This is a genomic window from Mesorhizobium sp. WSM4830 (assembly GCF_055811495.1).
This window is the reverse complement of the sequence record NZ_JBVVQI010000033.1, coordinates 35,054-57,407: the sequence shown is the minus strand read 5'-3', so window position 1 is coordinate 57,407 and position 22,354 is coordinate 35,054. Positions and strand designations below refer to the sequence as shown.

The following is a 22,354-nucleotide window of genomic DNA, read 5'->3' as shown; positions in this document are numbered from 1 at the left end:
CCTTCGATTGAAGTTCTATACGACCTCAATCTGGCACATCGATGCCGCTTCGGGGGCCGTCCACCCCATCATGCCGTAACGTCAGCCGAAGAATGCAGCGGTCCAGCACGGCGCTTGTCTCCGCGACGGCGCCGGCTAAGGTTCAATGACCGGCTATGACCGCAAACCGAGACCGGGCTGATGGCATTCGGTCCGCCGGAGCACTGCCGCGAGGCAACGGCATGGATCCTGGGGTCTTCGCGACGGAGCTTCGCTCCTGCTCCGCCCCAGGATGACGAAGGGAGGGAGGAGAAGATCACGTGCGCCGCAGATCGATCCGGGTGGTCACCACACTCTTGCCGGTTTTCGGATCGGTATCGACGACGATCAGCCGCATGCCGTCCTCGCCGGTCTTCTCGACCGTCATTTGCGCCTTGCGATCGCCATTGACCTCCTTGGCCCAGCGGATGCCGAGATTGATCGCGTTGCCGGAGCGGCTGCCGCTCAATTGCGCCGGCCCGGTGCGCGATCCGACATAGGTACCGCTGTATTTCGTCCCGCTGGACCTGAGATCCGCGCTGATGGCGCGCGTTACCACGATAAGACCGCGGCAACTGCCGTCGAGCGACAACGAGCTCGACGTCGCGTCGGAATTGAAGCGGCATGAGACATTCACCGTCGGCGCATCGGTGGTCACCTTGACGATGCCTTTACCGGCGAAATTCCCCTGGAATGAGCGAAGAAAATCCGGATCGTCGGCATGCGCTGCGCCAGCCCCGGCCGTCAGGCAGCCGGCAAGTACAAATCGTGCAAGTGATTTCATCGGACCGCTCCTCGTTGGTATCCAAAACACAGCACGCAAACACTGACGGACCAACGCTTCCAACAGCGGCGGGTTCCGGCTTCAACATCACCGCATGCAACGCTTCGCGGCTGGCCCAGCCGAATGCGCCGGCTAGCGGTTGCGGTGAGCGCTCCGGCTTGCGACATAGCCGCATGGCACCCGCACCTTCGATCCCCAAAGCCGCGTTCTGGATGGCGCTGTCGATCGCCTCGTTCCTGGCGATGTCGGTGGCCGGCCGCGCCACGACGGCCGAACTCAACGTCTTCCAGGTGCTCGAGCTGCGCTCGGTGATCGGCTTTTTCATCCTGCTGCCGCTGGTTGTGATGTCAGGCGGTTTTGCGGCGATGCGCACCGGGCGTCCGCTGGCCCATATCGCCCGCAACGTCGTCCACTATACCGGCCAGGCTGCCTGGCTCTACGCCTTGACGCTGATCCCGCTTGCGGTGCTGATCTCGATCGAATTCACGACGCCGATCTGGACCGCTTTGCTGGCGGTCGCTTTCCTCGGCGAAAGGCTCTCCCGGCCACGGCTCGCGGCGATCGTGCTCGGGCTGATCGGCGTTGTGATCATCGTGCGTCCGGGCGTCGGCGCGGTCAATCCGGGGCATGTCATGGTGCTGGGAGCCGCAGTCTGCTTCGGCATCTCGCTGGTCCTCGTCAAGTCGCTGACGCGGACCGACAGCGTCGTGCGCATCATCTTCTGGATGCTGATCATCCAGTCGCTGCTTGGCCTGGTCCCGGCGCTTTACGAATGGCGCAACCCGCCGCTCGAACTCTGGCCGTGGATCCTGCTCATCGCCCTCACCGGCATGTCGTCGCATTTCTGCATGGCCCGTGCACTTGTCTATGCCGATGCGACAGTGATCTCGCCAATGGACTTTTTGCGCGTGCCGCTGTCGGCGGTGATCGGATGGCTGCTCTATCACGAGCAGATCGACGCCTTCACCGCCGGCGGCGCCCTGCTGATCCTCATGGGCAATCTGCTCAACCTGCAGCGGAGAGCACCGCAACCGGCGGAGATCGCCGCTTCATAAGCGTGCGCAAACTCTTAAAGCGCGTCGCGCTCGACCGGCCTCATGCGACGCGCTTTAAGTTCCTGTTTTGATGCATGTCGTTATCGCAAAAACCGCTGCACACTTTTGCGCGACATGCATTAGACCAATTCCACCTCGACCACGCCCGGCACCGCGCGCATGGCCGACGCGATCTGCGGCGATACGCGGTAGCGGTTGGGCAACTCGATCTCGACCTCGCCCTCGCCGCCTTCCTTGATGACGATGATGCTCACCTGACTGTCGCCACGCTGGCCAAGCTGCGATTGGATTGTCGATGCCGGTGCGTCATTTCTGACGAAGATGCGCAACGCTTTCTGGATGCGGCTTGCCTCTTCCTCCAACGACTGCACGGTCTGGATGCGCAGATTGACGCCCTCAGGCCTGTCCTCGGCCGAAACGGTGATCACCACCGAGCGGCCGGGTTCGAGCAGGTCGCGGTATTGCGCCAGCCCCTCGGAAAACAGCACCGCTTCATACTGGCCTGAGGTGTCGGAAAACTGCACGACGCCCATCTTGTTGCCGGTGCGCGTCTTGCGCTCCTGCTTGGTGGTGACGGTACCGGCGAGCCGGCCGGCGGCAGCACCGCGTTTGACGGCCGCCGAAAACTCGCCCCAGGTCTGCACCCGCATTTTCTGCAGCGCCGCCTTGTATTCGTCGAGCGGATGCGCCGAGAGATAGAACCCGACCACCTGGAATTCGCGGTGCAGGCGGTCGGCGGCCAGCCAGGGATCGGTCGCCGGCAGGTTGAGCGCCTGCGACTGTGCGCCGAGCGAGGCGCCAAAGATGTCATGCTGGCCGGTGACGGCATTCTGCTGCGCCAGCGAGGCCAGCCCCATCATCCGCTCGACGCCGGCCATCATCGCCGCGCGGTCATGACCGAAGCAGTCGAGCGCGCCGGCCATGATCAGGCTTTCGAAGACGCGCTTGCCAACGATCTTCGGATCGACCCTCTCGCAGAAATCGGCGAGGCTCTTGAACGGTTTTTCGCCGCGCGTGGCGACGATGTGCTCGACCGCCGCGTCGCCGACGCCCTTGAGCGCGGCCAGCGAATAGAAGATGCGGTTCTCGCCGACCTCGAAATCCCGGAACGACGTCATCACCGACGGCGCCACCACTTCGATGCCGAGGCGCAGCGCATCCTGGCGGAAATCGGCGAGCTTGTCCGTATTGCCCGTGTCGAGCGTCATCGATGCCGCCAGGAATTCGACGGGGTAATGCGCCTTCAGATAGGCGGTCTGGTAGGAGACGACAGCATAGGCGGCGGCATGCGATTTGTTGAAACCGTAGTCGGCAAACTTTGCCAGCAGGTCGAAGATGAAGTCGGCTTGCGGCTTGCCGACGCCGCGGTCGACCGCACCCGAAACAAAGCGCTCGCGCTGCTTGTCCATCTCGGCGCGGATCTTCTTGCCCATGGCACGGCGCAGCAGATCGGCCTCGCCCAGCGAATAGCCGGAGAGCTCCTGCGCAATCTGCATCACCTGTTCCTGGTAGACGATGACGCCTTGCGTTTCCTTGACGAGATGGTCGATCTTCGGGTGGATCGACGCCATCTCCTCTTCGCCGTGCTTTCTGGCATTGTAGGTCGGTATGTTCTCCATCGGCCCCGGCCGGTAGAGCGCGACCAGCGCAATAATGTCCTCGATACAGTCGGGCCGCATGCCGATCAGCGCCTTGCGCATGCCGGCACTTTCCACCTGGAACACGCCGACCACCTCGCCGCGCGACAGCATGGCGTAGGTCTCGGGGTCGTCGAGCGGAATGTGGGCGAGATCGATCTCGATGCCCCGGCGGCGGATCAGCTTGACCGCCCTGTCCAGCACCGTCAGCGTCTTCAGGCCAAGGAAGTCGAATTTCACCAGCCCGGCCTGCTCGACATATTTCATGTTGAACTGCGTGACCGGCATGTCCGAGCGCGGATCGCGGTACATCGGCACCAGCTCCGACAGCGGCCGGTCGCCGATGACGATGCCGGCGGCATGCGTCGACGCGTGCCGATAAAGACCTTCCAGCTTCTGCGCCGTGTCGAGCAGCGTCTGCACGATCGGCTCACGTTCCGCCTCTTCGGCAAAGCGCGGCTCGTTGGCGATGGCGTCGGCAAGCTTGACCGGATTGGCCGGGTTCGACGGCACCATCTTGCTCAGCTTGTCGACCTGCCCGTAAGGCATCTGCAGCACGCGGCCGACGTCACGCAGCACCGCGCGTGCCTGCAGCGTGCCGAAGGTGATGATCTGGCCAACCTGGTCGCGGCCGTATTTCTGCTGGACGTAGCGGATGACCTCCTCGCGCCGGTCCTGGCAGAAGTCGATGTCGAAGTCGGGCATCGACACGCGGTCGGGATTGAGGAAGCGCTCGAACAGCAGCGAAAAGCGCAGCGGATCGATGTCGGTGATCGTCGTGGCATAGGCAACCAGCGAGCCGGCGCCCGAACCGCGGCCCGGGCCGACCGGAATGCCTTGCGCCTTGGCCCATTTGATGAAGTCGGCAACGATCAGGAAATAGCCGGGATATTTCATCTTCTCGATGACGCCGAGCTCGAAATCCAGCCTCTCGCGATATTGCTCGACGGTATAGCCGGGCGTCGGCCCGTGCGCCGCCAGCCGCGCCTCCAGCCCTTCATGCGCCTGCCTGGCAAGCTCCTGCGCCTCCGCCTTGACCGCAGCATCGGCGTCGGCGACATCGCGGCCGGCAAAGCGCGGCAGGATCGGATTGCGCGTCTTCGGGTAATACGAGCAGCGCAGCGCGATCTCGACGGTGTTGTCGATTGCTTCCGGCAGGTCGGCGAACAGCCTCGCCATGTCGGCCTGGCTTCTCAGGAAGTGGTCGGGCGAAAGGCGGCGGCGATTGTCGGCTGCAACCACGGAGCCTTCGGCGATGGCGATCAACGCATCATGCGCGTCATAGTCTTCACGAGAGAAGAAAAACGCCTCGTTGGTGGCAACCAACGGCAGATCATGGCGGTAGGCGAGATCGACCGACGACTGCTCGATCGCGCGGTCGTAGCCGGACACCCGCTCAAGCTCGACATAGAGCCGGTCGCCGAACAGGCTCTTGAGCGCCAGCAGCCGGGTCTCGGCGAGTTCGCGGCGATCCTCTTTCAAGGCAGTGCCGATCGGACCGCGCGGCCCGCCCGTAAGGCAGATCAGACCGTCGGAGTGGCCCTGCAGCATCTCGCTCGTCAGATGCACCGCTTCGCCGGGCGGTGTCTCGAGGTAGACGCGGCTGACCAGCCTGACCAGATTGCTATAGCCGCCCTCGGTTGCGGCAATCAGGACGACCGGCCGCATCTCCGGTCCTTGCCGCCTGCGGTCGCGCTGGCTGTCGCTCGCCTCGCCGGAAAAGGCGAGATCGATCTGGCAGCCGATGATCGGCTGGATGCCGTCCTTTACCGCCTTCTGGGCGAATTCCAGCGCGCCGAACAGATTGTTGGTGTCGGTGACGGCGATTGCCGGGCACTCGTCCTGCACCGCATGGCCGACGATCTTGCCGAGCTGCAACGCGCCTTCAAGCAGCGAATAGGCCGAATGCACGCGCAGATGAATGAACCGACGCGCCGCCGCCTCCGCCCGCGACGCCTTTGCATAGGCCTCGCGCAGCAAGGGATCGCGTGGAAGTCTCTCATCCGCCATGGTTTTTTCGCGCCGCCTCACAAGGACTCAGTCGATGAAGATGTATTGTCCGGTACCGGGTAACACGAGTCCAGCGGTAGCGATCGGAACCTAGCGAGCTTGGAGCAATCGCTTTCGTCGGCAGAAAAGTGCTGCCGCCGAGCTGCCAATCTCCCCACTAGAGGGGGAGATGTCCGGCAGGACAGAGAGGGGCGCTGTCCCGCCAACCTCCGGCCAGGAAACACAAAACCCGCCTCAAAGGCGGGTCGTTGGAGCCAATTAGCACCATACCGAAATTAGTAGCATAGCTGCCGGCACAAAGCAAGAACAAAATACGTTGCATCGGCAAAAAAATGCGAACTCTGTCTCGTTGCCCAACGAATTGTCTGGTCGCGTTTCTTCGCGCCCCTCTCTGTCCTGCCGGACATCTCCCCCACGAGGGGGGAGATTGGCCGTCACCTCGGCTTTCGCTAATCTCCAACATCCCAGGCCAGCGTCGAAGCGGATTTTCCAGCCTCACGCGAATTCCATGATCACCGCATCGACGGCAAGGCTGTCGCCGGGCTTGGCGTTGAGCTTCGAGACGATGAGGTCGCGCTCGGCGCGCAGCACATTTTCCATCTTCATCGCTTCGACCACGGCAAGCGTCTCGCCGGCCTTGACCTCCTGCCCCTCGACAACGGCGATCGACACGACGAGCCCGGGCATTGGGCAGAGCAGCATCTTCGAAGTGTCCGGCGCGATTTTTTCAGGCATCAGCCTTTCGAGTTCGGCAGTGCGCGGCAGCATGGCGCGCGCCGTCACCGACATGCCTTTCCAGGCAATGCGAAATCCGTTCAGCACCGGCCTGACCTGCGCCGCGACCTTGCGACCGCCGACCGTGCCGCGCCAGATGAGATCGCCCGGCCGCCAGTCGGATGCCACGGTCAGCGGTTTGCCGCCGTCGATTGTGAGATCGAGCTCCATCGGAACGGAAATCATGCCTTCGACGATGGCGAGCGAAAGATAATCCCGGCCGATCTTCACCACCCAATCGCGTTTCAAGGCGCCCGAATGCGGCGCCAGCCGCCCGCCCAGCCGGTCGAGCCGGTCGCGGCGCAGAAGTTCGACCGCGGTGGCAATCGCGGCCAGCACCGACTTCTCCTCGGCGTCTGGCACGATCGGCGCGAAGCCGTCGGGGTATTCCTCGGCGATGAAGCCGGTCGATATCAGCCCTTCGCGCCAGCGCGGATGCTGCATCAGCGCCGCCAGGAACGGGATGTTGTGCTCGATGCCGTCGACGACGAAACTGTCCAGCGCTTCCGACATCGCATCGATCGCTGCCAGCCGTGTCGGCGCCCAGGTGCACAGCTTGGCGACCATCGGGTCGTAGAACATCGAGATTTCCGAGCCTTCGGTGACGCCGGTATCGTTGCGGATGACGATTTCGCCGAATTTTCCTTCTTCCGGCGGCCGGTATTTCGTCAGCCTGCCGATCGACGGTAGAAAGTTGCGATACGGATCTTCGGCATAGAGGCGGCTTTCCACCGCCCAGCCGTTCAGCTTGACGTCGCTCTGCTTGATGGCGAGCTTTTCGCCGGCTGCCACGCGGATCATCTGCTCGACTAGGTCGATGCCGGTGACGAGTTCCGTCACCGGATGCTCGACCTGCAGCCGCGTGTTCATTTCCAGGAAATAGAAGTTCTTGTCGCTGTCGACGATGAACTCGACCGTGCCGGCGCTCTGGTAATCGACGGCCTTGGCCAACGCCACCGACTGCTCGCCCATGGCTTTGCGGGTCTTGGCATCGAGGAACGGCGACGGCGCCTCCTCTACGACCTTCTGGTTGCGGCGCTGGATCGAGCATTCGCGCTCGCCGAGATAGAGCGTGTTGCCATGCGCGTCGGCGAGCACCTGGATTTCGATATGGCGCGGATCGACGATGAATTTTTCGATGAAGACGCGGTCGTCGCCGAACGAGCTTTTGGCCTCCGAGCGCGCCCGGTCGAAGCCGTCGCGCACCTCTGCCTTGCTCCAGGCGATGCGCATGCCCTTGCCGCCGCCGCCGGCCGAGGCCTTGATCATCACGGGATAGCCGATTTCGCCGGCTATCCTTTCGGCATGGGCGGCGTTTTCGACGACGCCGAGCCAGCCGGGCACCGTCGACACCTTGGCCGCATTCGCGAACTTCTTCGATTCGATCTTGTCGCCCATCGCCTTGATGGCCTTGGGCTTCGGGCCGATGAAGACGATGCCTTCCTGCTCCAGCGCTTCGCAGAAGGATGCCCGCTCCGACAGGAAGCCATAGCCGGGATGCACGGCTTCGGCCCCTGTCGTCTTGCAGGCGGCGATGATCTTTTCCGGGACCAGATAGCTTTGCGCAGCAGGCGAAGGCCCGATATGCACCGCCTCGTCGGCCATTTCGACATGCACGGCGTCGCGGTCGGCATCGGAATAGACCGCGACGGTGGCGATGCCCATCTTGCGCGCCGTCTTGATCACGCGGCAGGTGATCTCGCCACGGTTGGCGACCAGGATCTTTGAGAACATGCAGGCCTCGTCCCTCGACTGCCCGTCTTTTACGGGCTTCCCGTTTTATGGGCTTCAGGGGGCCGGTCAAGGCAAGTCGGAGCCTATCCCGGATGCAAATCGGCCGGCGCTGACGAAAATCCCGAGTCAGAACGTCGCTTCGTGCATAGCGCAGAGCTGAATGGTAAGTTAAATCTAACCTGGATTGCAGACTGTCTTGGGAGGATTGCCTGATGAAAACGCGCGCCGCTGTGGCCGTCGCCGCCGGAAAGCCGCTGGAGATCATGGAGGTCGACCTCGAAGGTCCCCGTGATGGCGAGGTGCTGGTCGAGATCAAGGCAACCGGCATCTGCCACACCGACGAGTTCACGCTGTCGGGCGCCGACCCGGAAGGCCTGTTTCCGGCGATCCTCGGCCATGAGGGCGCCGGCATCGTCGTCGACGTCGGCAAGGGCGTCACCTCGGTCAAGAAGGGCGACCATGTCATCCCGCTCTATACGCCGGAATGCCGGCAGTGCCCGTCCTGCCTGTCGCGCAAGACCAATCTGTGCACCGCCATCCGCGCCACGCAGGGACAGGGCTTGATGCCGGACGGCACCTCGCGCTTCTCGATCGGCAAGGACAAGCTGTTCCACTATATGGGCTGCTCGACCTTTTCCAATTTCACCGTGCTGCCCGAGATCGCGGTGGCCAAGGTCAATGCCGACGCCCCGTTCGACAAGATCTGCTACATCGGCTGCGGCGTCACCACCGGCATCGGTGCTGTGATCAACACGGCCAAGGTCGAGCAAGGCGCGACGGCGGTCGTCTTCGGCCTCGGCGGCATCGGCCTCAACGTCATCCAGGGCCTGCGCCTTGCCGGCGCCGACATGATCATCGGCGTCGACCTGAACAACGACAGACGAGCCTGGGGCGAGAAATTCGGCATGACGCATTTCGTCAATCCGAAGGAGATCGACGGCGATGTCGTGGCGCATCTGGTCAACATGACCAAGCGCGGCGCCGACCAGATCGGCGGCGCCGACTACACGTTCGACTGCACCGGCAACACCAAAGTCATGCGGCAGGCGCTTGAATCGTCGCACCGCGGCTGGGGCAAGTCGGTCATCATCGGCGTTGCCGGCGCCGGCCAGGAGATCTCGACGCGGCCGTTCCAGCTGGTCACCGGCCGCACCTGGATGGGCACCGCCTTCGGCGGCGCGCGCGGCCGCACCGACGTGCCGAAGATCGTCGACTGGTACATGGCCGGCAAGATCGAGATCGATCCGATGATCACCCACACGCTGAAGCTCGAGGACATCAACAAGGGCTTTGACCTGATGCATGAAGGCAAGTCGATCAGGAGCGTGGTGGTTTACTGAGGGGGAGAAAGCCGCCGGCTAACCAGCGGCCGAAAAATGCAGATGTTCAACACGGGAGGAGACAAAAATGCCGGAAAAACTGCATCCTAAAATCGACAATGGACTGCCACGGGAAAGGCCCGATTTTGCCGGCGGGACGCTGGTCTGCGCCTGCACCAGCAACCCGGTCAAGGTGAAGGTCAAGGGCCAGATCGCCCACAACCATGCCTGCGGCTGCACCAAATGCTGGAAGCCGGAAGGCGCGCTGTTCTCGGTCGTGGCGGTTGCCGCTACAAACGACGTGACGGTGACCGAAAACGGCGACAAGCTGAAGGTGGTCGATCCGGGCGCGCTGATCCTGCGCCATGCCTGCACGGGCTGCGGCGTCCACATGCACGGCCCGGTCGAGCGCGACCACGCGTTCAAGGGGCTGTCCTTCATTCATCCGGAACGCTTCCAGGAAGACGGCTGGTCGCCGCCGGGCTTCACCGCCTTTGTCTCGTCGATCATTGAATCCGGTGTCGATCCGAGCCGCATGGACGGTATCCGGTCACAGCTGAAGTCGATCGGGCTCGAACCTTATGATTGCCTCAATCCCGGCCTGATGGACTATATCGCCACCTGGACGGCCAAGAGATCCGGCGCCTTGCCGGCCTAGTAGCCGCTCGACTATCATCGATCGAGCCGGGCGACATCGCCCGGCTCTTTCACATTTGGAACAACGATGCCCGCACCCGCCATTCTCGTCGATGCCGATGCCTGCCCGGTGAAGGCCGAGGTCGAAAAAGTCGCCGAGCGGCACGGCATCGTCGTCACCTTCGTCTCCAATGGCGGTCTGCGTCCGTCGCGCGATCCGATGATCCGCAATGTCGTCGTCTCCAAGGGTGCGGACGCCGCCGACGACTGGATCGTCGAAAATGCCCGGTCCAACGACATCGTGGTGACCGCCGACATCCCGCTTGCCGCCCGCGCGGTGGCGCTTGGCGCCCATGTGCTCGGCCCGACGGGACGCCCGTTTACGCCGGAAACAATCGGCATGGCGGTGGCGATGCGCGACCTCAAGCAGCATCTGCGCGAGACCGGCGAAAGTAAGGGCTACAATTCGAGCTTCGCGCCGCAGGACCGCTCGCGGTTCCTTGGCGAGCTTGACCGCATCTTGCGGCGAGCGCTGAAATCGGCCGCAGCGGACTGAGAACCATGACGACCGGCACCCCGACCAAAATGCCCATGCAACGCCACACGCCGTTCGCGGTGTCGGCCTGCATCGGGGTGGCAGCCTTCGGCGCAGCGCTGATCTGGCGTGCGCCGCTTGCCTATTCGATCGGTGCCAATGCGTTCTTTGCCGCCTATCTCTGTCTTGTCGTCGCCCACATGCCGCGGCTTACCGGCAGCTATCTGCGCAAGAATGCAGGCGAGACGGACCTGCCGGTGCTGGCGATCTTCGCGGTCACGCTGGTTGTCGTCGCTATTGCCATCATCTCGTTGTTTCAATTGATCAACAGGGAGAAGAGCGCGGATCCCGTCGAGCTTACGGTCGCGTTATTGGCTATCCCGCTTGGCTGGTTGACCATCCATGCGATGGCGGCGCTTCACTACGCGCATCTCTATTGGTTGGACGGCGATGCGATGGATGGCGACACCAAAAAGAAAATTCCGGTCGGCGGCCTCGACTTCCCGGGCGGCAAACGGCCGGAAGGCTCGGATTTCCTCTATTTTGCGACAGTGATCGGCATGACGGCGCAAACCGCCGACACCAACATCACGACCTCGCAAATGCGCCGTGTCGTGCTTGTGCATTCGATCCTGTCGTTCTTCTTCAACACGGTCATCGTGGCAGCCGCGGTCAATCTCGCCGTCAGCCTCGGCAGTCCGTAATAAATCCGTGATCGGGTGAAACATCGCTTAAGCTGGCGACGTATTGGGAGGAGAAGGGATCTGACAGGCCGCGGCGAACACGCGGCCGGAGGGAACAACAGATGGAATCGCTTGCCAGAAACCAAGCCGCCGGAGCAGATACCGCCGCGCCGAGCGATGCGACGCTGATCTATCGCCAGTCGCGCTGGACGCGGCTGACGCATTGGCTGTGGGCGATCGCGCTGTTCTTCATGCTGCTTTCCGGCCTGCAGATCTTCAACGCCCGTCCGCAGCTCTATATCGGCAAGGAGTCGGGTTTTGGCTACAACAACACCATCTTCGCCATCGGCGCCGAGAACACCGCAAGCGGCCCGCGCGGCTATACCGAGATCTTCGGCAAGCGCTTCGATACCACCGGCGTGCTCGGCTGGTCGGGTCCGGCCGGCCAGGAGACCTCCCGCGCCTTCCCGTCCTGGGCGACGATCCCTTCCTATTACGATCTCGGCACCGCGCGCGTCGTTCATTTCTTCTTTGCCTGGGTGCTGACCACCACGCTGCTGGTCTGGCTGGTCGCCAGCCTGATCAACGGCCATTTGCGCCGCGATCTTGCTCCGCGCCTCGATGATTTCAGGCGCCTGCCGCGAGACATTGCCGAGCACGCCAAGCTCAGGTTCCATCACACGCGCGACTACAACACGTTGCAGAAGATGGCCTATGGCGGCGTGCTGTTCGTGCTGCTGCCGCTGATGATCATCACCGGCCTTGCCATGTCGCCGAGCATGGATTCGGTGCTGCCGTTCCTCAACGACCTGCTCGGCGGCCGGCAGACGGCGCGCACCATCCACTTCACGGTGATGCTGCTGCTCGTCGCCTTCTTCATTATCCACATCCTGATGATCCTGGCCGCCGGCCCGATCAACGAGCTGCGCTCCATCATCACCGGCTGGTACCGAACCGACCCGCCGGCTCATGGCGACAATGCGCCAGAGAGGAGTGCCTGACATGGCGAAATTCGAGATCAGCCCCGAGCTACAGATAAGCCGAAGGAAATTCCTGACTTCGGCCAGCCTCGGCCTTTCCGGCATCATGCTGTCGGGCTGCGACGCCTTCGACAGCCAGCTTGGCGTCGGCGACGGCCTGCGCAGCTTCCTCGAAAGCGCCAATGGCCTGACCTGGCGGGCGCAGCGGCTGCTTGCCGGCCGCGATGCGCTGGCGCCGGAGTTCACCGAGGCCGACATTCGCCAGCCGCAGCGGCCGAACGGTGTCACCGCACCGGACGACGACTTCTACAAGGGCCTGCTCGCCAGCGATTTCGCCGACTGGCGGCTGGAGGTTTCAGGCCTCGTCGAAAAACCGCTGTCGCTGAGCCGCGAGCAGCTGATGAACATGCCGAGCCGCACCCAGATCACCCGCCACGACTGCGTCGAAGGCTGGAGCTGCATTGCCAAATGGACCGGCACGCCGCTGTCGCTGGTGCTCGACCAGGCCGTGGTCAAGCCGCAGGCGCGCTACGTCATGTTCCACTGCCTCGATACGATCGACCGCAGCCTTGCCGGCGATATCAAATATTACGGCTCGATCGACCTGGTCGATGCCCGTCATCCGCAGACGATCCTTGCCTATGGCCTCAACGGCAAGCCGTTGCCGGTCGAAAACGGCGCGCCGCTGCGCGTCCGCGTCGAGCGCCAACTCGGCTACAAGATGCCGAAATATCTCTACAAGATCGAGCTGGTCGACGGCTTCGCCAATATCGGCGGCGGCAGAGGCGGCTATTGGGAGGACAATGGCTACGACTGGTACGGCGGTATCTGACGACCGACGATTTAGTGCCTTTTGTTCAGGCGACCTTGTCGATCAGCGGTTTGAGCGCCGGATGGATTTCCGGCGAGGCATGCTTGATCAGCGTCAGCAACGCGCGCTCGTTCTCATGCAGCGGCCGGTCGCCGATGTGTTCAGCAAGCCATTTGGCCTCGCCGGCATCGACCGTCTCGGCGCGGCGGGCCAGAGCCTCGGCTGCCTTGTTCCTCGATTCCCATTCGGCCTCGACGTCGCCCGGTGAGCGATAGGCCTCCATAATGCCGGACAGGCCACCCGACACCATACGGCTGAAGAAACCGCCGATCTCCGGATCGGCCTGCTCGAAGAACGAATCCCGGCGCAGCGCCACGTCGCGCACCGGCGGTTCGTAGCCGGCCGAACACATGACGAAATTGGCGATCGCCTTTACAAACAGATCGTTCCAGGACGGATCGTTGTCGCCCGCCGCTGTCCGCTCGTTGATCTCGAACAGTACCTCGGCCTCGGCGCGGCTGATGGCGATGTTGCCATCGCCGCCATAGGCGTAAAGAATGCGGCGCAACAGCTCGACCTCAGCCTTGGCAATCGACCCAGGGATAAGCCTGCCGCCGGCCATTAGCGGCCCCTTGCCGCCCACGACCGCATGAGCGACCTGCTCCAGCGCATAGCCGGAAAGCCTGCTCGGCGATGATTTGGCAACTTCCAGCACATGCACCAGCAGCTCGAGTTCGGTCTGGCTGTCGACCATGCCGTCGCGCGAAATCGTCCGGATCAGCCAGTCGGCATTGTCCTGCGAAACATAGCCCGCCGGCTTTTCCTGGTGGACGATGAAGTCGGTGACGGCCTCGACGAAAAACTCGAGCCATTCCGCGCATTTGTCCCTCGCCGTTGCATCGAGCGCAAACAGCGCCTCGGCCTCGCCGCGCGTTACCACGCCGTCGCCGAACACTTCGCGGCGCAGCATGATCACGTCTTCCGCCGTGATCCGATTTTTCGAAGTCAGCCCGGCCACCGGCGCGCTCATGATCAATTCGCCCATTTTCTTCCCCGCCCCGCCGCCGGTAATTGCCGGCCCTTATCCGGTATATCGGCAAGGTCTTGAGAAACCGGCAAGCGGCGTGGTTAGCGAAGGCTTGCCTGTCTTGCCTGTAAAGAAGGCCCGCAGAAGACTGGCCAGTAAAAACGTCGCTGGCAGGTGACAAGGTGTCGTCCACGGGCTATGGATGACGAGTCGAGGGCTCCTGACCGAGTCCTACCTGTTTGCGGGAGAGAGCAGCGAGAGCTGCCGCCGAAGGGGAAATCGCCCGAAATCTCTCAGGCAAAAGAACCGTAGACGGGAAAGACACTCTGGAAAGTCGGGGCTTGCCCCCGCGCCGAAGGTGTAAGCGCTGCCGACAGAGTTACGGGGCGCGAGTCTCTCAGGCTTCAGACAGAGGGGCACGGACTGGTCGCCATTCGCGGCCGCTTGCGTGCGACTCTGGAGATGACATGACGGGCGACGACACCAAACACCTTCCCCTCGAAGATCTGCATGTGGCAGCCGGTGCGCGCTTTGGCGCCTTCGCCGGCTGGTCGATGCCGCTGACCTATCCGGCCGGCGTGATGAAGGAGCACCTTCACAGCCGCGAGCATGCCGGCCTGTTCGACATCTCGCACATGAAGCTGTTCGAAATCAGCGGTCCGGGGGCAGCAGCGCTTCTGAACCGCGCCTGCCCGTTCGATGCAGGCGCGCTTGAGGTTTCCCAGTCCAAATACACGTTCTTCCTCAACGAGGCGGCCGGGATACTCGACGATCTGATCGTCACCAGGCTCGGCGCCGAGCGCTTCATGATGGTCGCCAATGCCGGCAATGCCGCCGCCGACGAAAAACATCTGCGCGCATTGGCCGGGGATTTCGATGTAAAAGTGGACGCGCTCGACCGCGTCTTCCTGGCCGTCCAGGGCCCCGAGGCGTGGGCCGCCCTCTCCCGCGCCGGCATCGAGACCGGTTCGCTGGTGTTCATGCACGGTATCGAGCCGCGCGAGAAATGGTTCATGAGCCGGTCTGGCTATACCGGTGAAGACGGCTTCGAGATCGGTCTGCCGGAAGCGGATGCGCGAAACCTCGTCACCAGGCTGCTCGAGGACGAGCGGTTGATGTGGATCGGCCTTGCCGCCCGCGACAGCCTGCGCCTCGAAGCCGGATTGTGCCTGCACGGGCTGGACATCACGCCGGAGATCGATCCGGCCAGCGCCGGGCTGATGTGGGCGATCCCCAAGGAGGTTCGCGCCTCTGGCACCTTCATCGGCGCCGATGCGCTGCGCGCCATCCTGGAGCGCGGCCCGGCGCAAAAACGCGTCGGCCTGAGGCCGGAAGGCCGCCAGCCGGTGCGCGCCGGTGCTGCCCTTTTCGATGCCGACGGCAACCCTGCCGGCCATGTCACCTCAGGCGGCTTCGGCCCCTCGGCCGGTCATCCGGTCGCCATGGGCTACGTCCAGACGCCGCTTGCCAAATCCGGCGCAAAACTGTTCGCCGATGTCCGCGGGACGAAAATCCCGGTCGACATCCACCCCTTGCCCTTCACGCCGCATCGCTACCGCAAAGGATGATTTCAATGGCAAAGACCTATTTCACCGAAGATCACGAATGGCTGCGCGTCGAGGGTGGCATCGCCACGGTCGGCATCACCGACTACGCACAGCAGCAGCTCGGCGATCTCGTCTTTGTCGAACTGCCGGAGCCGGGGAAAAAGCTGGCCAAGGGCGATACGGCCGTAGTGGTCGAATCGGTCAAGGCGGCATCGGACGTCTACGCGCCGGCCGACGGCGAGATCACCGAAGCCAACACCGCGCTGTCATCGGATCCTTCGCTCGTCAATTCGGCGGCAACCGGCGACGGCTGGCTGTGGAAGATGAAGCTGGCCAATGAAAACCAGCTCGACGGGCTCCTCGATGAAGCCGCCTACAATGCCCATATTGGTTGATAGCAGGACCAGGAAGATGACCGCAGCACCCTACCCCTTCTCGGCTCGCCATATCGGCCCGGGCCTCCATGACGTCAGAGCCATGCTGGCGACGATTGGCGTTCCTTCGGTCGAGACGCTGATCAGCCAGGCAGTGCCGAAGTCGATCCGGCTTGACCGGCCGCTGGCCCTGCCCGCCCCGGCAAGCGAAGCGGAAGCGCTGACCGAGCTCGCGGCGACGATGGCAAAGAACACGGTGCTGAAGAGCTTCATCGGTGCCGGCTATCATGGCGTCCATGTGCCGCCGGTGATCCAGCGCAACCTTTTCGAGAACCCGGCCTGGTATACCGCTTACACGCCTTACCAAGCCGAGATCAGCCAGGGCCGGCTGGAAATGCTGTTCAACTTCCAGACGCTGGTGACGGAACTGACCGGCCTGCCGGTAGCATCGGCCTCGCTGCTCGACGAGGCGACAGCGGTAGCCGAAGCTGTCGGCATTGCGCTCCGCCATCATCGCGACAAGCGCACCAAGGTGGCACTGGCCGGCACGCCGCACCCGCAGACGCTGGACGTCGTGCGCACCCGCGCCGAGCCGCTCGGTATCGAAGTGGACGGCGAGGTGATCGACGACAACACCGCCGCCCTGCTGGTCTCCTGGCCCGATACGTTCGGCGTCTATGGCGACCACAAGGCAGCAATCGACAAGGCCCGTGCTGCCGGCGCGCTGGTCGTCTTCATCGCCGACCCGCTTGGCCTGACGCTGACCGTTGCGCCGGCCAGGCTTGGCGCCGACATCGCCGTCGGCCCGATGCAGCGTTTTGGCGTGCCGATGGGCTTTGGCGGGCCGCACGCCGCCTATTGCGCCGTCTCCGACAGGCTGACGCGGCTGATGCCCGGCCGGCTCGTTGGACAGTCGACGGATAGCAAGGGCCGTCCCGGTTATCGCCTCGCTTTGCAGACACGCGAGCAGCATATCCGCCGCGACAAGGCGACGTCCAACATCTGCACCGCACAGGCGCTGCTCGCCAATATGGCGACGGCCTATGCGATCTGGCACGGCCCTGCCGGGCTGCAGGCGATTGCCGGCCGCGTCCACACGCTGGCCAACCGCCTGGCTGCCGGCCTCGAGGCAGCGGGCGTTTCGGTGGTCGGCGAAAGCCGCTTCGACACGGTGACCGTGGAAGTGAGGGGCAGTGCTGGCGCGATTGCCGCCGCCGCAGAAAAGACCGGCCGGCTGCTGCGCGTCATCGACGCCGACCATGTCGGCGTCAGCTTCGACGAGACCTCCACCGAAGCCGATCTGGAGGCAATCGCAGCACTTTTCGGCGCCAAGGCCGGCGTTGCCGCCGGCAGTTCCATGCCAGGAAAACCGCGCGGCAAGGAGTTCCTCACCCAGCCCGTCTTCCGCGAAAACCACTCGGAAACCGACATGATGCGCTTCCTGCGCCGGCTGGCCGACAAGGACCTGGCGCTTGACCGCGCCATGATCCCGCTCGGCTCCTGCACCATGAAGCTCAACGCCGCCGCCGAAATGATGCCGGTGAGCTGGCCTGATGTCGCCAACCTGCATCCCTTCGCGCCGGCAAATCATTCGATAGGCTATCGCGCCATAATCGACGAGCTGGAAGGCTGGCTGGCTGAGATCACCGGCTTCGACGCGGTGACCCTGCAGCCCAATGCCGGCAGCCAGGGCGAATATGCCGGGCTGCTCGCCATTCGCGGCTATCATCTGTCACGCGGCGAAGCCCATCGCACCGTCTGCCTGATCCCGTCCTCGGCGCATGGCACCAATCCCGCAAGTGCGGCCATGGCCGGCATGAGCGTCGTCGTCGTGCGCTGCACCGAGGACGGCAATGTCGACATGGACGACCTGCAGGCCAAGGCGGCCGAGCATGCGCATAATCTCGCGGCGCTGATGTTCACCTATCCTTCGACGCATGGCGTCTTCGAGGAAGGCGCGCGCGACCTCTGCGCCCTCGTCCACAGCCATGGCGGCCAGGTCTATTTCGACGGCGCCAATCTCAACGCGCTGGTCGGCCTCGCCCGTCCCGGCGATATCGGCGCCGATGTCTGCCACATGAACCTGCACAAGACTTTCTGCATCCCGCATGGCGGCGGCGGCCCCGGTGTCGGGCCGATTGGCGTCAAGGCGCACCTGAAGCCATATCTGCCCGGCCACATCACCGAAGGCTCGGCCCATGCCGTGGCGGCGGCACCGTTCGGCAGCGCCTCGATCCTGCCGATCACCTGGATGTATATCCGCATGATGGGCGCTTCCGGCCTGAAGCAGGCGACCGAGACGGCGATCATCTCCGCCAACTATGTGGCGACGCGGCTTGGCGAGCATTTCCCCCTGCTTTACAAGGGGCGCAACGGACGCGTTGCGCATGAATGCATCCTCGACACCCGCGTGCTCAAGGACAGCGCCGGCATCAGCGTCGACGACATCGCCAAGCGGCTGATCGACTATGGCTTCCACGCGCCGACCATGTCGTTCCCGGTCGCCGGCACGCTGATGGTCGAGCCGACCGAGTCCGAGCCCAAGCGCGAGCTGGATCGCTTCTGCGAGGCCATGATCGCCATAGCCGGCGAGGCAGCCAAGGTGGCGAAGGGCGAATGGCCGTTGGCCGACAATCCTCTGGTCAACGCGCCGCACACCGCCGCCGAGGCATTGGCCGGCCAGTGGACCCATCCCTATTCGCGTCTGGAGGCGGCCTACCCCGCCGGCGATGCCGATACGGCGGCAAAATACTGGCCGCCGGTGTCACGCATCGACAACGTCGCCGGCGACCGCAACCTTGTCTGCTCCTGTCCGCCGCTATCGGAATATCTTGGCGCGGCGGAGTAGACCAGATCCCGAAAAGCGGAACCCGGTTTTCGGACAAGATCGTGGTCTAACAAGAAGATAGAAATCTCATCAGGCAGAACGCAAGGCCGGCCCGTCGGCCTTGCTCGCCCGGTCCCGGACGACGACGCGATTTCGCCCGGCGCGCTTTGCCGCATAGAGTGCTGCGTCGGCTTCGGCCAGCACATCGTCGAGACCGGTGCCGCTTGTTCCGCCAAAGCCGATGCCGCCGCTGACTGTGCTTCGCAACGGACCAAGTTGGGTGGCTACGACTTCCGTGCCGAAGGCGACGCTGATCTTGCTCGCAACGTCATAGGCCTTCTCTTCCGTCATCCGCGACATGACGAGCACGAATTCCTCTCCGCCCAACCGGAAGGCGTCGACGCCGGTCCGGGCGTATTTCCTGATGACGGCGGCAAAGCGGCGCAGAACCTGGTCGCCGACCGGGTGACCGAATACGTCGTTCGTCCTCTTGAAATGGTCAAGGTCGAACATGGCGACGGACATGAACGGACCGAAGACCCGCTCGCCGTAGAGTGCCGTCAACGCCCGCCGGTTCATCAGCCCGGTCAGTGGATCGGTCATCGTCTCGGCCTTCAATTCGATCTGCGCCTGCAAATGGTGCAGGGAGAGCGTCAATGCGCCGAGCCCGGTCATGCAGGCGACGGCCACGACGGAATTCACCCGCTCGGCCCAATTGTCGGGCGCAACACCGAGCACCCATTGGCCCTTGACCAGCAGGACCGCGCCGCAAAGTCCGAACGACAGGGCACAGACGCCGCTCAGGAACGAGACGACCAGCAATATCCGGCGATCGTGACCACCCTCAATCCAGAACATCGCCCCGATGAGCGAGAGCAGCGCCGTTACCGTGGCGTAGGTGACGATAAAGCCGACACCATCAAACCCGAGATACGTCGCGCCCGTGCAAACAGCCATCGCAACCAAGGTCGGCAAGATGGCGCGCCTGTAGTCGCCTATGCTGAGATATTGCATGGCCGACAGGCAGATAATCAGGAAGCCGAGGCTGAGAAGCACAAGCACGATCTGGCAAAGCCAGGCGCTTGGATCCCTAGTGTAATGCCAGAACAACACTACATGTGCGACAAGCACGAGAATGCCGCACGCCACCGTCAGCACAAAGCGTGCCTGTGGCGCGCTGAACCAGATCGCAAACATGGTGATGCTGAGGCACGTGCCCGACAGCGCCGCCGCGAGCAGGAGCGAACTGTAATCCAACATGTTTAAGCGACAGCCTCTTGAGGGTTCCGCTGCATTCTAGGTCAGCGACAGTCCGCAAATACCTTTTTTAGCCAATCTTCCGGCGTAACCTTCGGACAGGGTTTACAAAACGTCGATGCTCCAACTTCGACCCCATTTCCGCCGCTTGGCTGCCGAATGGTTTTGCAGTAAGAGGCTCTATCCTCGAACGTAACAGGAACCTCCGTCGCCTGCCCGCGAAAAGCGTGGCAGTATCGCGTGGTGATTCGCAGCATCGGAATCCAGGATCGGCATGGACAACAACAACGACCTTTTCGCCAAATTGGACAAGCAGCCGCAGCCGGCTCGCGCCGCCGCGCGCCCGGCCGACCCGCTGGTGCAGGCGGCGAAGCGGCCGGCGCCCCGCGACGCCAGCGAGAGCTACAGTGCCGCCGACATCGAGGTGCTGGAGGGGCTGGAGCCGGTGCGACGGCGCCCGGGCATGTACATTGGCGGCACCGACGACAAGGCGATGCACCATCTGTTTGCCGAGGTCATCGACAATTCGATGGACGAGGCAGTCGCCGGCCATGCGACCTTCATCGATGTCGAGCTGTCCGCCGACGGATACCTGTCAGTTACCGACAATGGCCGCGGCATTCCGGTCGATCCGCACCCGAAATTCAAGAAGCCGGCGCTCGAACTCATCATGACGACGCTGCATTCAGGCGGCAAGTTCGACAGCAAGGTTTACGAGACGTCCGGCGGCCTGCACGGTGTCGGCGTTTCCGTCGTCAACGCGCTGTCCGACCATCTCGAGGTCGAGGTCGCGATTGGGCGCAAGCTCTATCGCCAGCGCTTCTCGCGAGGCGTTCCGGTGACCGGCCTTGAGCAGCTCGGCGAGGTGCACAACCGCCGCGGCACGAAGATCCGCTTCCATCCAGACGAGCAGATTTTTGGCAAGGGTGCTGCTTTCGAGCCGGCGCGGCTCTACCGCATGGCGCGGTCAAAGGCCTACCTGTTCGGCGGTGTCGAAATCCGCTGGACCTGCGATCCCTCGCTGATCAAGGAAAAGGACACGACGCCGGCCAAGGCAGAATTCCATTTTCCGGGCGGCCTCAAGGACTATCTGAAAGCCTCGCTCGGCGACGAATTCCAGGTGACCCGTGAAATGTTCGCCGGCAAGAGCGAGAAGCAGGGCGGTCACGGCTCGCTCGAATGGGCCGTGACCTGGTTCGGCGGCGACGGTTTCATAAATTCCTATTGCAACACCATTCCGACCGCCGAGGGCGGCACGCATGAGGCCGGCTTCCGCAACGTCCTGACACGCGGCTTGCGCGCTTATGCCGACCTGGTCGGCAACAAGCGCGCTTCGATCGTCACATCCGAGGATGTGATGATCTCGGCGGCGGGCATGCTGTCGGTGTTCATCCGCGAACCGGAATTCGTCGGCCAGACCAAGGACAGGCTGGCGACGATCGAGGCGATCCGCATCGTCGAAAGCGCTATCCGCGACCCATTCGACCACTGGCTGGCCGACAATCCGCAGGAAGCGTCGAAACTGCTCGAATGGGTGATCGCGCGCGCCGACGAGCGGGTGCGCCGCCGCCAGGAAAAGGAAGTGTCGCGCAAGAGTGCGGTGCGCAAGCTGCGCCTGCCCGGCAAGCTCGCCGATTGCACGCAGAATGCTGCCGCCGGTGCCGAGCTCTTCATCGTCGAGGGCGATTCGGCCGGCGGTTCGGCAAAGCAGGCGCGCGACCGCGCCAGCCAGGCGGTGCTGCCGCTGCGCGGCAAGATCCTCAACGTCGCCAGCGCCGGCAGCGACAAGCTGGCCGGCAACCAGCAGATATCCGACCTCATCCAGGCGCTTGGCTGCGGTACGCGCTCGAGATACCGCGACGAGGACCTGCGTTACGACCGGGTCATCATCATGACCGATGCCGACGTCGACGGCGCCCATATCGCCTCGCTGCTGATCACCTTTTTCTACCAGGAGATGCCAAGCCTAGTCCGCGGCGGCCATCTCTATCTGGCGGTGCCGCCGCTTTATTCGATCCGGCAGGGCGGCAAGGTCGCCTATGCCCGCGACGACGCGCACAAGGACGAACTTTTGCGCACCGAATTTACCGGGCGCGGCAAGGTCGAAATCGGCCGCTTCAAAGGGCTGGGCGAAATGATGGCTGCCCAGCTCAAGGAAACCACCATGGACCCGAAAAAGCGCACGCTGCTCAGGGTCGATGTGATCGACGCCGAGGCGGCGACCAAGGATGCGGTCGACGCATTGATGGGGACCAAACCTGAGGCCCGCTTCCGCTTCATCCAGGAACGCGCGGAATTCGCCGAGACGGAAGTGCTGGATATCTGAGCTCCCGCCGCTAGCTTGGC

The 22,354-nt window shown here is 63.5% G+C and carries 16 protein-coding genes and 1 riboswitch; of the genes, 11 read left to right on the top strand and 5 right to left on the bottom strand.

Annotation, left to right across the window (positions count from 1 at the left end; genetic code table 11):
• Nucleotides 1-295: 295 nt before the first annotated feature.
• Nucleotides 296-802, bottom strand: coding sequence for a hypothetical protein (locus AC0L2Y_RS29270; protein WP_352493120.1), 507 nt, complete (start codon nucleotides 800-802; stop codon nucleotides 296-298).
• A 173-nt stretch (nucleotides 803-975) separates the two neighbouring features.
• On the opposite strand from AC0L2Y_RS29270, the gene AC0L2Y_RS29265 reads away from it, so the two are divergent.
• On the top strand, nucleotides 976-1,857 hold the full coding sequence (locus AC0L2Y_RS29265) for a DMT family transporter (protein ID WP_473561260.1): 882 nt from the start codon (nucleotides 976-978) through the stop codon (nucleotides 1,855-1,857).
• A gap of 119 nt (nucleotides 1,858-1,976) precedes the next feature.
• Here the strand turns inward: AC0L2Y_RS29265 and dnaE are convergent, their stop codons facing one another.
• Together dnaE and AC0L2Y_RS29255 are read right to left on the bottom strand one after the other, a co-directional pair.
• The gene (gene dnaE, locus AC0L2Y_RS29260) at nucleotides 1,977-5,504 is read right to left on the bottom strand and encodes a DNA polymerase III subunit alpha (protein WP_473561258.1); all 3,528 of its coding nucleotides are present in this window, start codon (nucleotides 5,502-5,504) and stop codon (nucleotides 1,977-1,979) included.
• A gap of 495 nt (nucleotides 5,505-5,999) precedes the next feature.
• Entirely contained in the window at nucleotides 6,000-8,012 is a 2,013-nt protein-coding gene (locus AC0L2Y_RS29255; RefSeq protein WP_473561256.1) for an acetyl-CoA carboxylase biotin carboxylase subunit, read from the bottom strand.
• 212 nt (nucleotides 8,013-8,224) lie between these two features.
• Here AC0L2Y_RS29255 and AC0L2Y_RS29250 point away from each other — a divergent pair, with 212 nt between their 5' ends.
• The 6 genes from AC0L2Y_RS29250 to AC0L2Y_RS29225 all read left to right on the top strand — a co-directional run bounded on the left by AC0L2Y_RS29250 (nucleotide 8,225) and on the right by AC0L2Y_RS29225 (nucleotide 12,997).
• Complete coding sequence (locus AC0L2Y_RS29250) at nucleotides 8,225-9,352, top strand: S-(hydroxymethyl)glutathione dehydrogenase/class III alcohol dehydrogenase (protein ID WP_473561255.1); 1,128 nt, start codon at nucleotides 8,225-8,227, stop codon at nucleotides 9,350-9,352.
• A 67-nt stretch (nucleotides 9,353-9,419) separates the two neighbouring features.
• Nucleotides 9,420-9,989, top strand: coding sequence for an S-(hydroxymethyl)glutathione synthase (gene gfa / locus AC0L2Y_RS29245; RefSeq protein ID WP_473561254.1), 570 nt, complete (start codon nucleotides 9,420-9,422; stop codon nucleotides 9,987-9,989).
• Between the two features lie 66 nt (nucleotides 9,990-10,055).
• Nucleotides 10,056-10,523: a YaiI/YqxD family protein gene (locus AC0L2Y_RS29240; protein ID WP_473561252.1), complete on the top strand. Its 468-nt coding sequence runs from the start codon at nucleotides 10,056-10,058 to the stop codon at nucleotides 10,521-10,523.
• Nucleotides 10,524-10,528: 5 nt separating this feature from the next.
• Complete coding sequence (locus AC0L2Y_RS29235; RefSeq protein ID WP_473561250.1) at nucleotides 10,529-11,206, top strand: DUF1345 domain-containing protein; 678 nt, start codon at nucleotides 10,529-10,531, stop codon at nucleotides 11,204-11,206.
• 101 nt (nucleotides 11,207-11,307) lie between these two features.
• The gene (locus tag AC0L2Y_RS29230; protein WP_352492739.1) at nucleotides 11,308-12,186 is read left to right on the top strand and encodes a cytochrome b/b6 domain-containing protein; all 879 of its coding nucleotides are present in this window, start codon (nucleotides 11,308-11,310) and stop codon (nucleotides 12,184-12,186) included.
• A gap of 1 nt (nucleotide 12,187) precedes the next feature.
• The gene (locus AC0L2Y_RS29225; RefSeq protein WP_473561249.1) at nucleotides 12,188-12,997 is read left to right on the top strand and encodes a molybdopterin-binding protein; all 810 of its coding nucleotides are present in this window, start codon (nucleotides 12,188-12,190) and stop codon (nucleotides 12,995-12,997) included.
• A 25-nt stretch (nucleotides 12,998-13,022) separates the two neighbouring features.
• Here AC0L2Y_RS29225 and AC0L2Y_RS29220 read toward each other — a convergent pair whose 3' ends face one another.
• Nucleotides 13,023-14,021, bottom strand: a complete 999-nt coding sequence (locus AC0L2Y_RS29220) for a hypothetical protein (RefSeq protein ID WP_473561247.1) — start codon at nucleotides 14,019-14,021, stop codon at nucleotides 13,023-13,025.
• A gap of 214 nt (nucleotides 14,022-14,235) precedes the next feature.
• A riboswitch (glycine riboswitch) is annotated at nucleotides 14,236-14,322 on the top strand.
• 148 nt (nucleotides 14,323-14,470) lie between these two features.
• Between AC0L2Y_RS29220 and gcvT the strand changes: the two genes are divergently transcribed.
• The 3 genes from gcvT to gcvP are packed head-to-tail and all read left to right on the top strand — an operon-like array spanning nucleotide 14,471 to nucleotide 18,772.
• Nucleotides 14,471-15,571 carry a glycine cleavage system aminomethyltransferase GcvT gene (gene gcvT / locus AC0L2Y_RS29215; RefSeq protein WP_473561245.1) on the top strand — a complete coding sequence of 367 codons (1,101 nt, stop codon included), beginning with the start codon at nucleotides 14,471-14,473 and terminating at the stop codon, nucleotides 15,569-15,571.
• 5 nt (nucleotides 15,572-15,576) lie between these two features.
• Complete coding sequence (gene gcvH / locus AC0L2Y_RS29210) at nucleotides 15,577-15,945, top strand: glycine cleavage system protein GcvH (RefSeq protein ID WP_473561244.1); 369 nt, start codon at nucleotides 15,577-15,579, stop codon at nucleotides 15,943-15,945.
• A gap of 16 nt (nucleotides 15,946-15,961) precedes the next feature.
• Nucleotides 15,962-18,772 carry an aminomethyl-transferring glycine dehydrogenase gene (gcvP, locus tag AC0L2Y_RS29205; protein ID WP_473561242.1) on the top strand — a complete coding sequence of 937 codons (2,811 nt, stop codon included), beginning with the start codon at nucleotides 15,962-15,964 and terminating at the stop codon, nucleotides 18,770-18,772.
• A 69-nt stretch (nucleotides 18,773-18,841) separates the two neighbouring features.
• On the opposite strand, the gene AC0L2Y_RS29200 is transcribed toward gcvP, so the two are convergent.
• Complete coding sequence (locus AC0L2Y_RS29200) at nucleotides 18,842-20,011, bottom strand: GGDEF domain-containing protein (protein ID WP_473561241.1); 1,170 nt, start codon at nucleotides 20,009-20,011, stop codon at nucleotides 18,842-18,844.
• A gap of 271 nt (nucleotides 20,012-20,282) precedes the next feature.
• Between AC0L2Y_RS29200 and parE the strand changes: the two genes are divergently transcribed.
• Nucleotides 20,283-22,334 (top strand): DNA topoisomerase IV subunit B, encoded by a 2,052-nt coding sequence (parE, locus tag AC0L2Y_RS29195; RefSeq protein ID WP_473561239.1) that lies wholly within the window; start codon nucleotides 20,283-20,285, stop codon nucleotides 22,332-22,334.
• Nucleotides 22,335-22,354: the final 20 nt, after the last annotated feature.

Excerpts from the sequence above, each read along its gene's own strand:
- AC0L2Y_RS29270 (WP_352493120.1), bottom strand. The coding sequence starts at position 802 with ATGAAATCACTTGCACGATTTGTACTTGCCGGCTGCCTGACGGCCGGG.
- AC0L2Y_RS29235 (WP_473561250.1), top strand. The coding sequence starts at position 10,529 with ATGACGACCGGCACCCCGACCAAAATGCCCATGCAACGCCACACGCCG.
- gcvH (WP_473561244.1), top strand. The coding sequence starts at position 15,577 with ATGGCAAAGACCTATTTCACCGAAGATCACGAATGGCTGCGCGTCGAG.
- dnaE (WP_473561258.1), bottom strand. The coding sequence starts at position 5,504 with ATGGCGGATGAGAGACTTCCACGCGATCCCTTGCTGCGCGAGGCCTAT.
- AC0L2Y_RS29250 (WP_473561255.1), top strand. The coding sequence starts at position 8,225 with ATGAAAACGCGCGCCGCTGTGGCCGTCGCCGCCGGAAAGCCGCTGGAG.
- AC0L2Y_RS29200 (WP_473561241.1), bottom strand. The coding sequence starts at position 20,011 with ATGTTGGATTACAGTTCGCTCCTGCTCGCGGCGGCGCTGTCGGGCACG.
- gcvT (WP_473561245.1), top strand. The coding sequence starts at position 14,471 with ATGACGGGCGACGACACCAAACACCTTCCCCTCGAAGATCTGCATGTG.
- AC0L2Y_RS29240 (WP_473561252.1), top strand. The coding sequence starts at position 10,056 with ATGCCCGCACCCGCCATTCTCGTCGATGCCGATGCCTGCCCGGTGAAG.
- AC0L2Y_RS29225 (WP_473561249.1), top strand. The coding sequence starts at position 12,188 with ATGGCGAAATTCGAGATCAGCCCCGAGCTACAGATAAGCCGAAGGAAA.
- AC0L2Y_RS29265 (WP_473561260.1), top strand. The coding sequence starts at position 976 with ATGGCACCCGCACCTTCGATCCCCAAAGCCGCGTTCTGGATGGCGCTG.
- parE (WP_473561239.1), top strand. The coding sequence starts at position 20,283 with ATGGACAACAACAACGACCTTTTCGCCAAATTGGACAAGCAGCCGCAG.
- AC0L2Y_RS29220 (WP_473561247.1), bottom strand. The coding sequence starts at position 14,021 with ATGGGCGAATTGATCATGAGCGCGCCGGTGGCCGGGCTGACTTCGAAA.
- gfa (WP_473561254.1), top strand. The coding sequence starts at position 9,420 with ATGCCGGAAAAACTGCATCCTAAAATCGACAATGGACTGCCACGGGAA.
- AC0L2Y_RS29230 (WP_352492739.1), top strand. The coding sequence starts at position 11,308 with ATGGAATCGCTTGCCAGAAACCAAGCCGCCGGAGCAGATACCGCCGCG.
- AC0L2Y_RS29255 (WP_473561256.1), bottom strand. The coding sequence starts at position 8,012 with ATGTTCTCAAAGATCCTGGTCGCCAACCGTGGCGAGATCACCTGCCGC.
- gcvP (WP_473561242.1), top strand. The coding sequence starts at position 15,962 with ATGACCGCAGCACCCTACCCCTTCTCGGCTCGCCATATCGGCCCGGGC.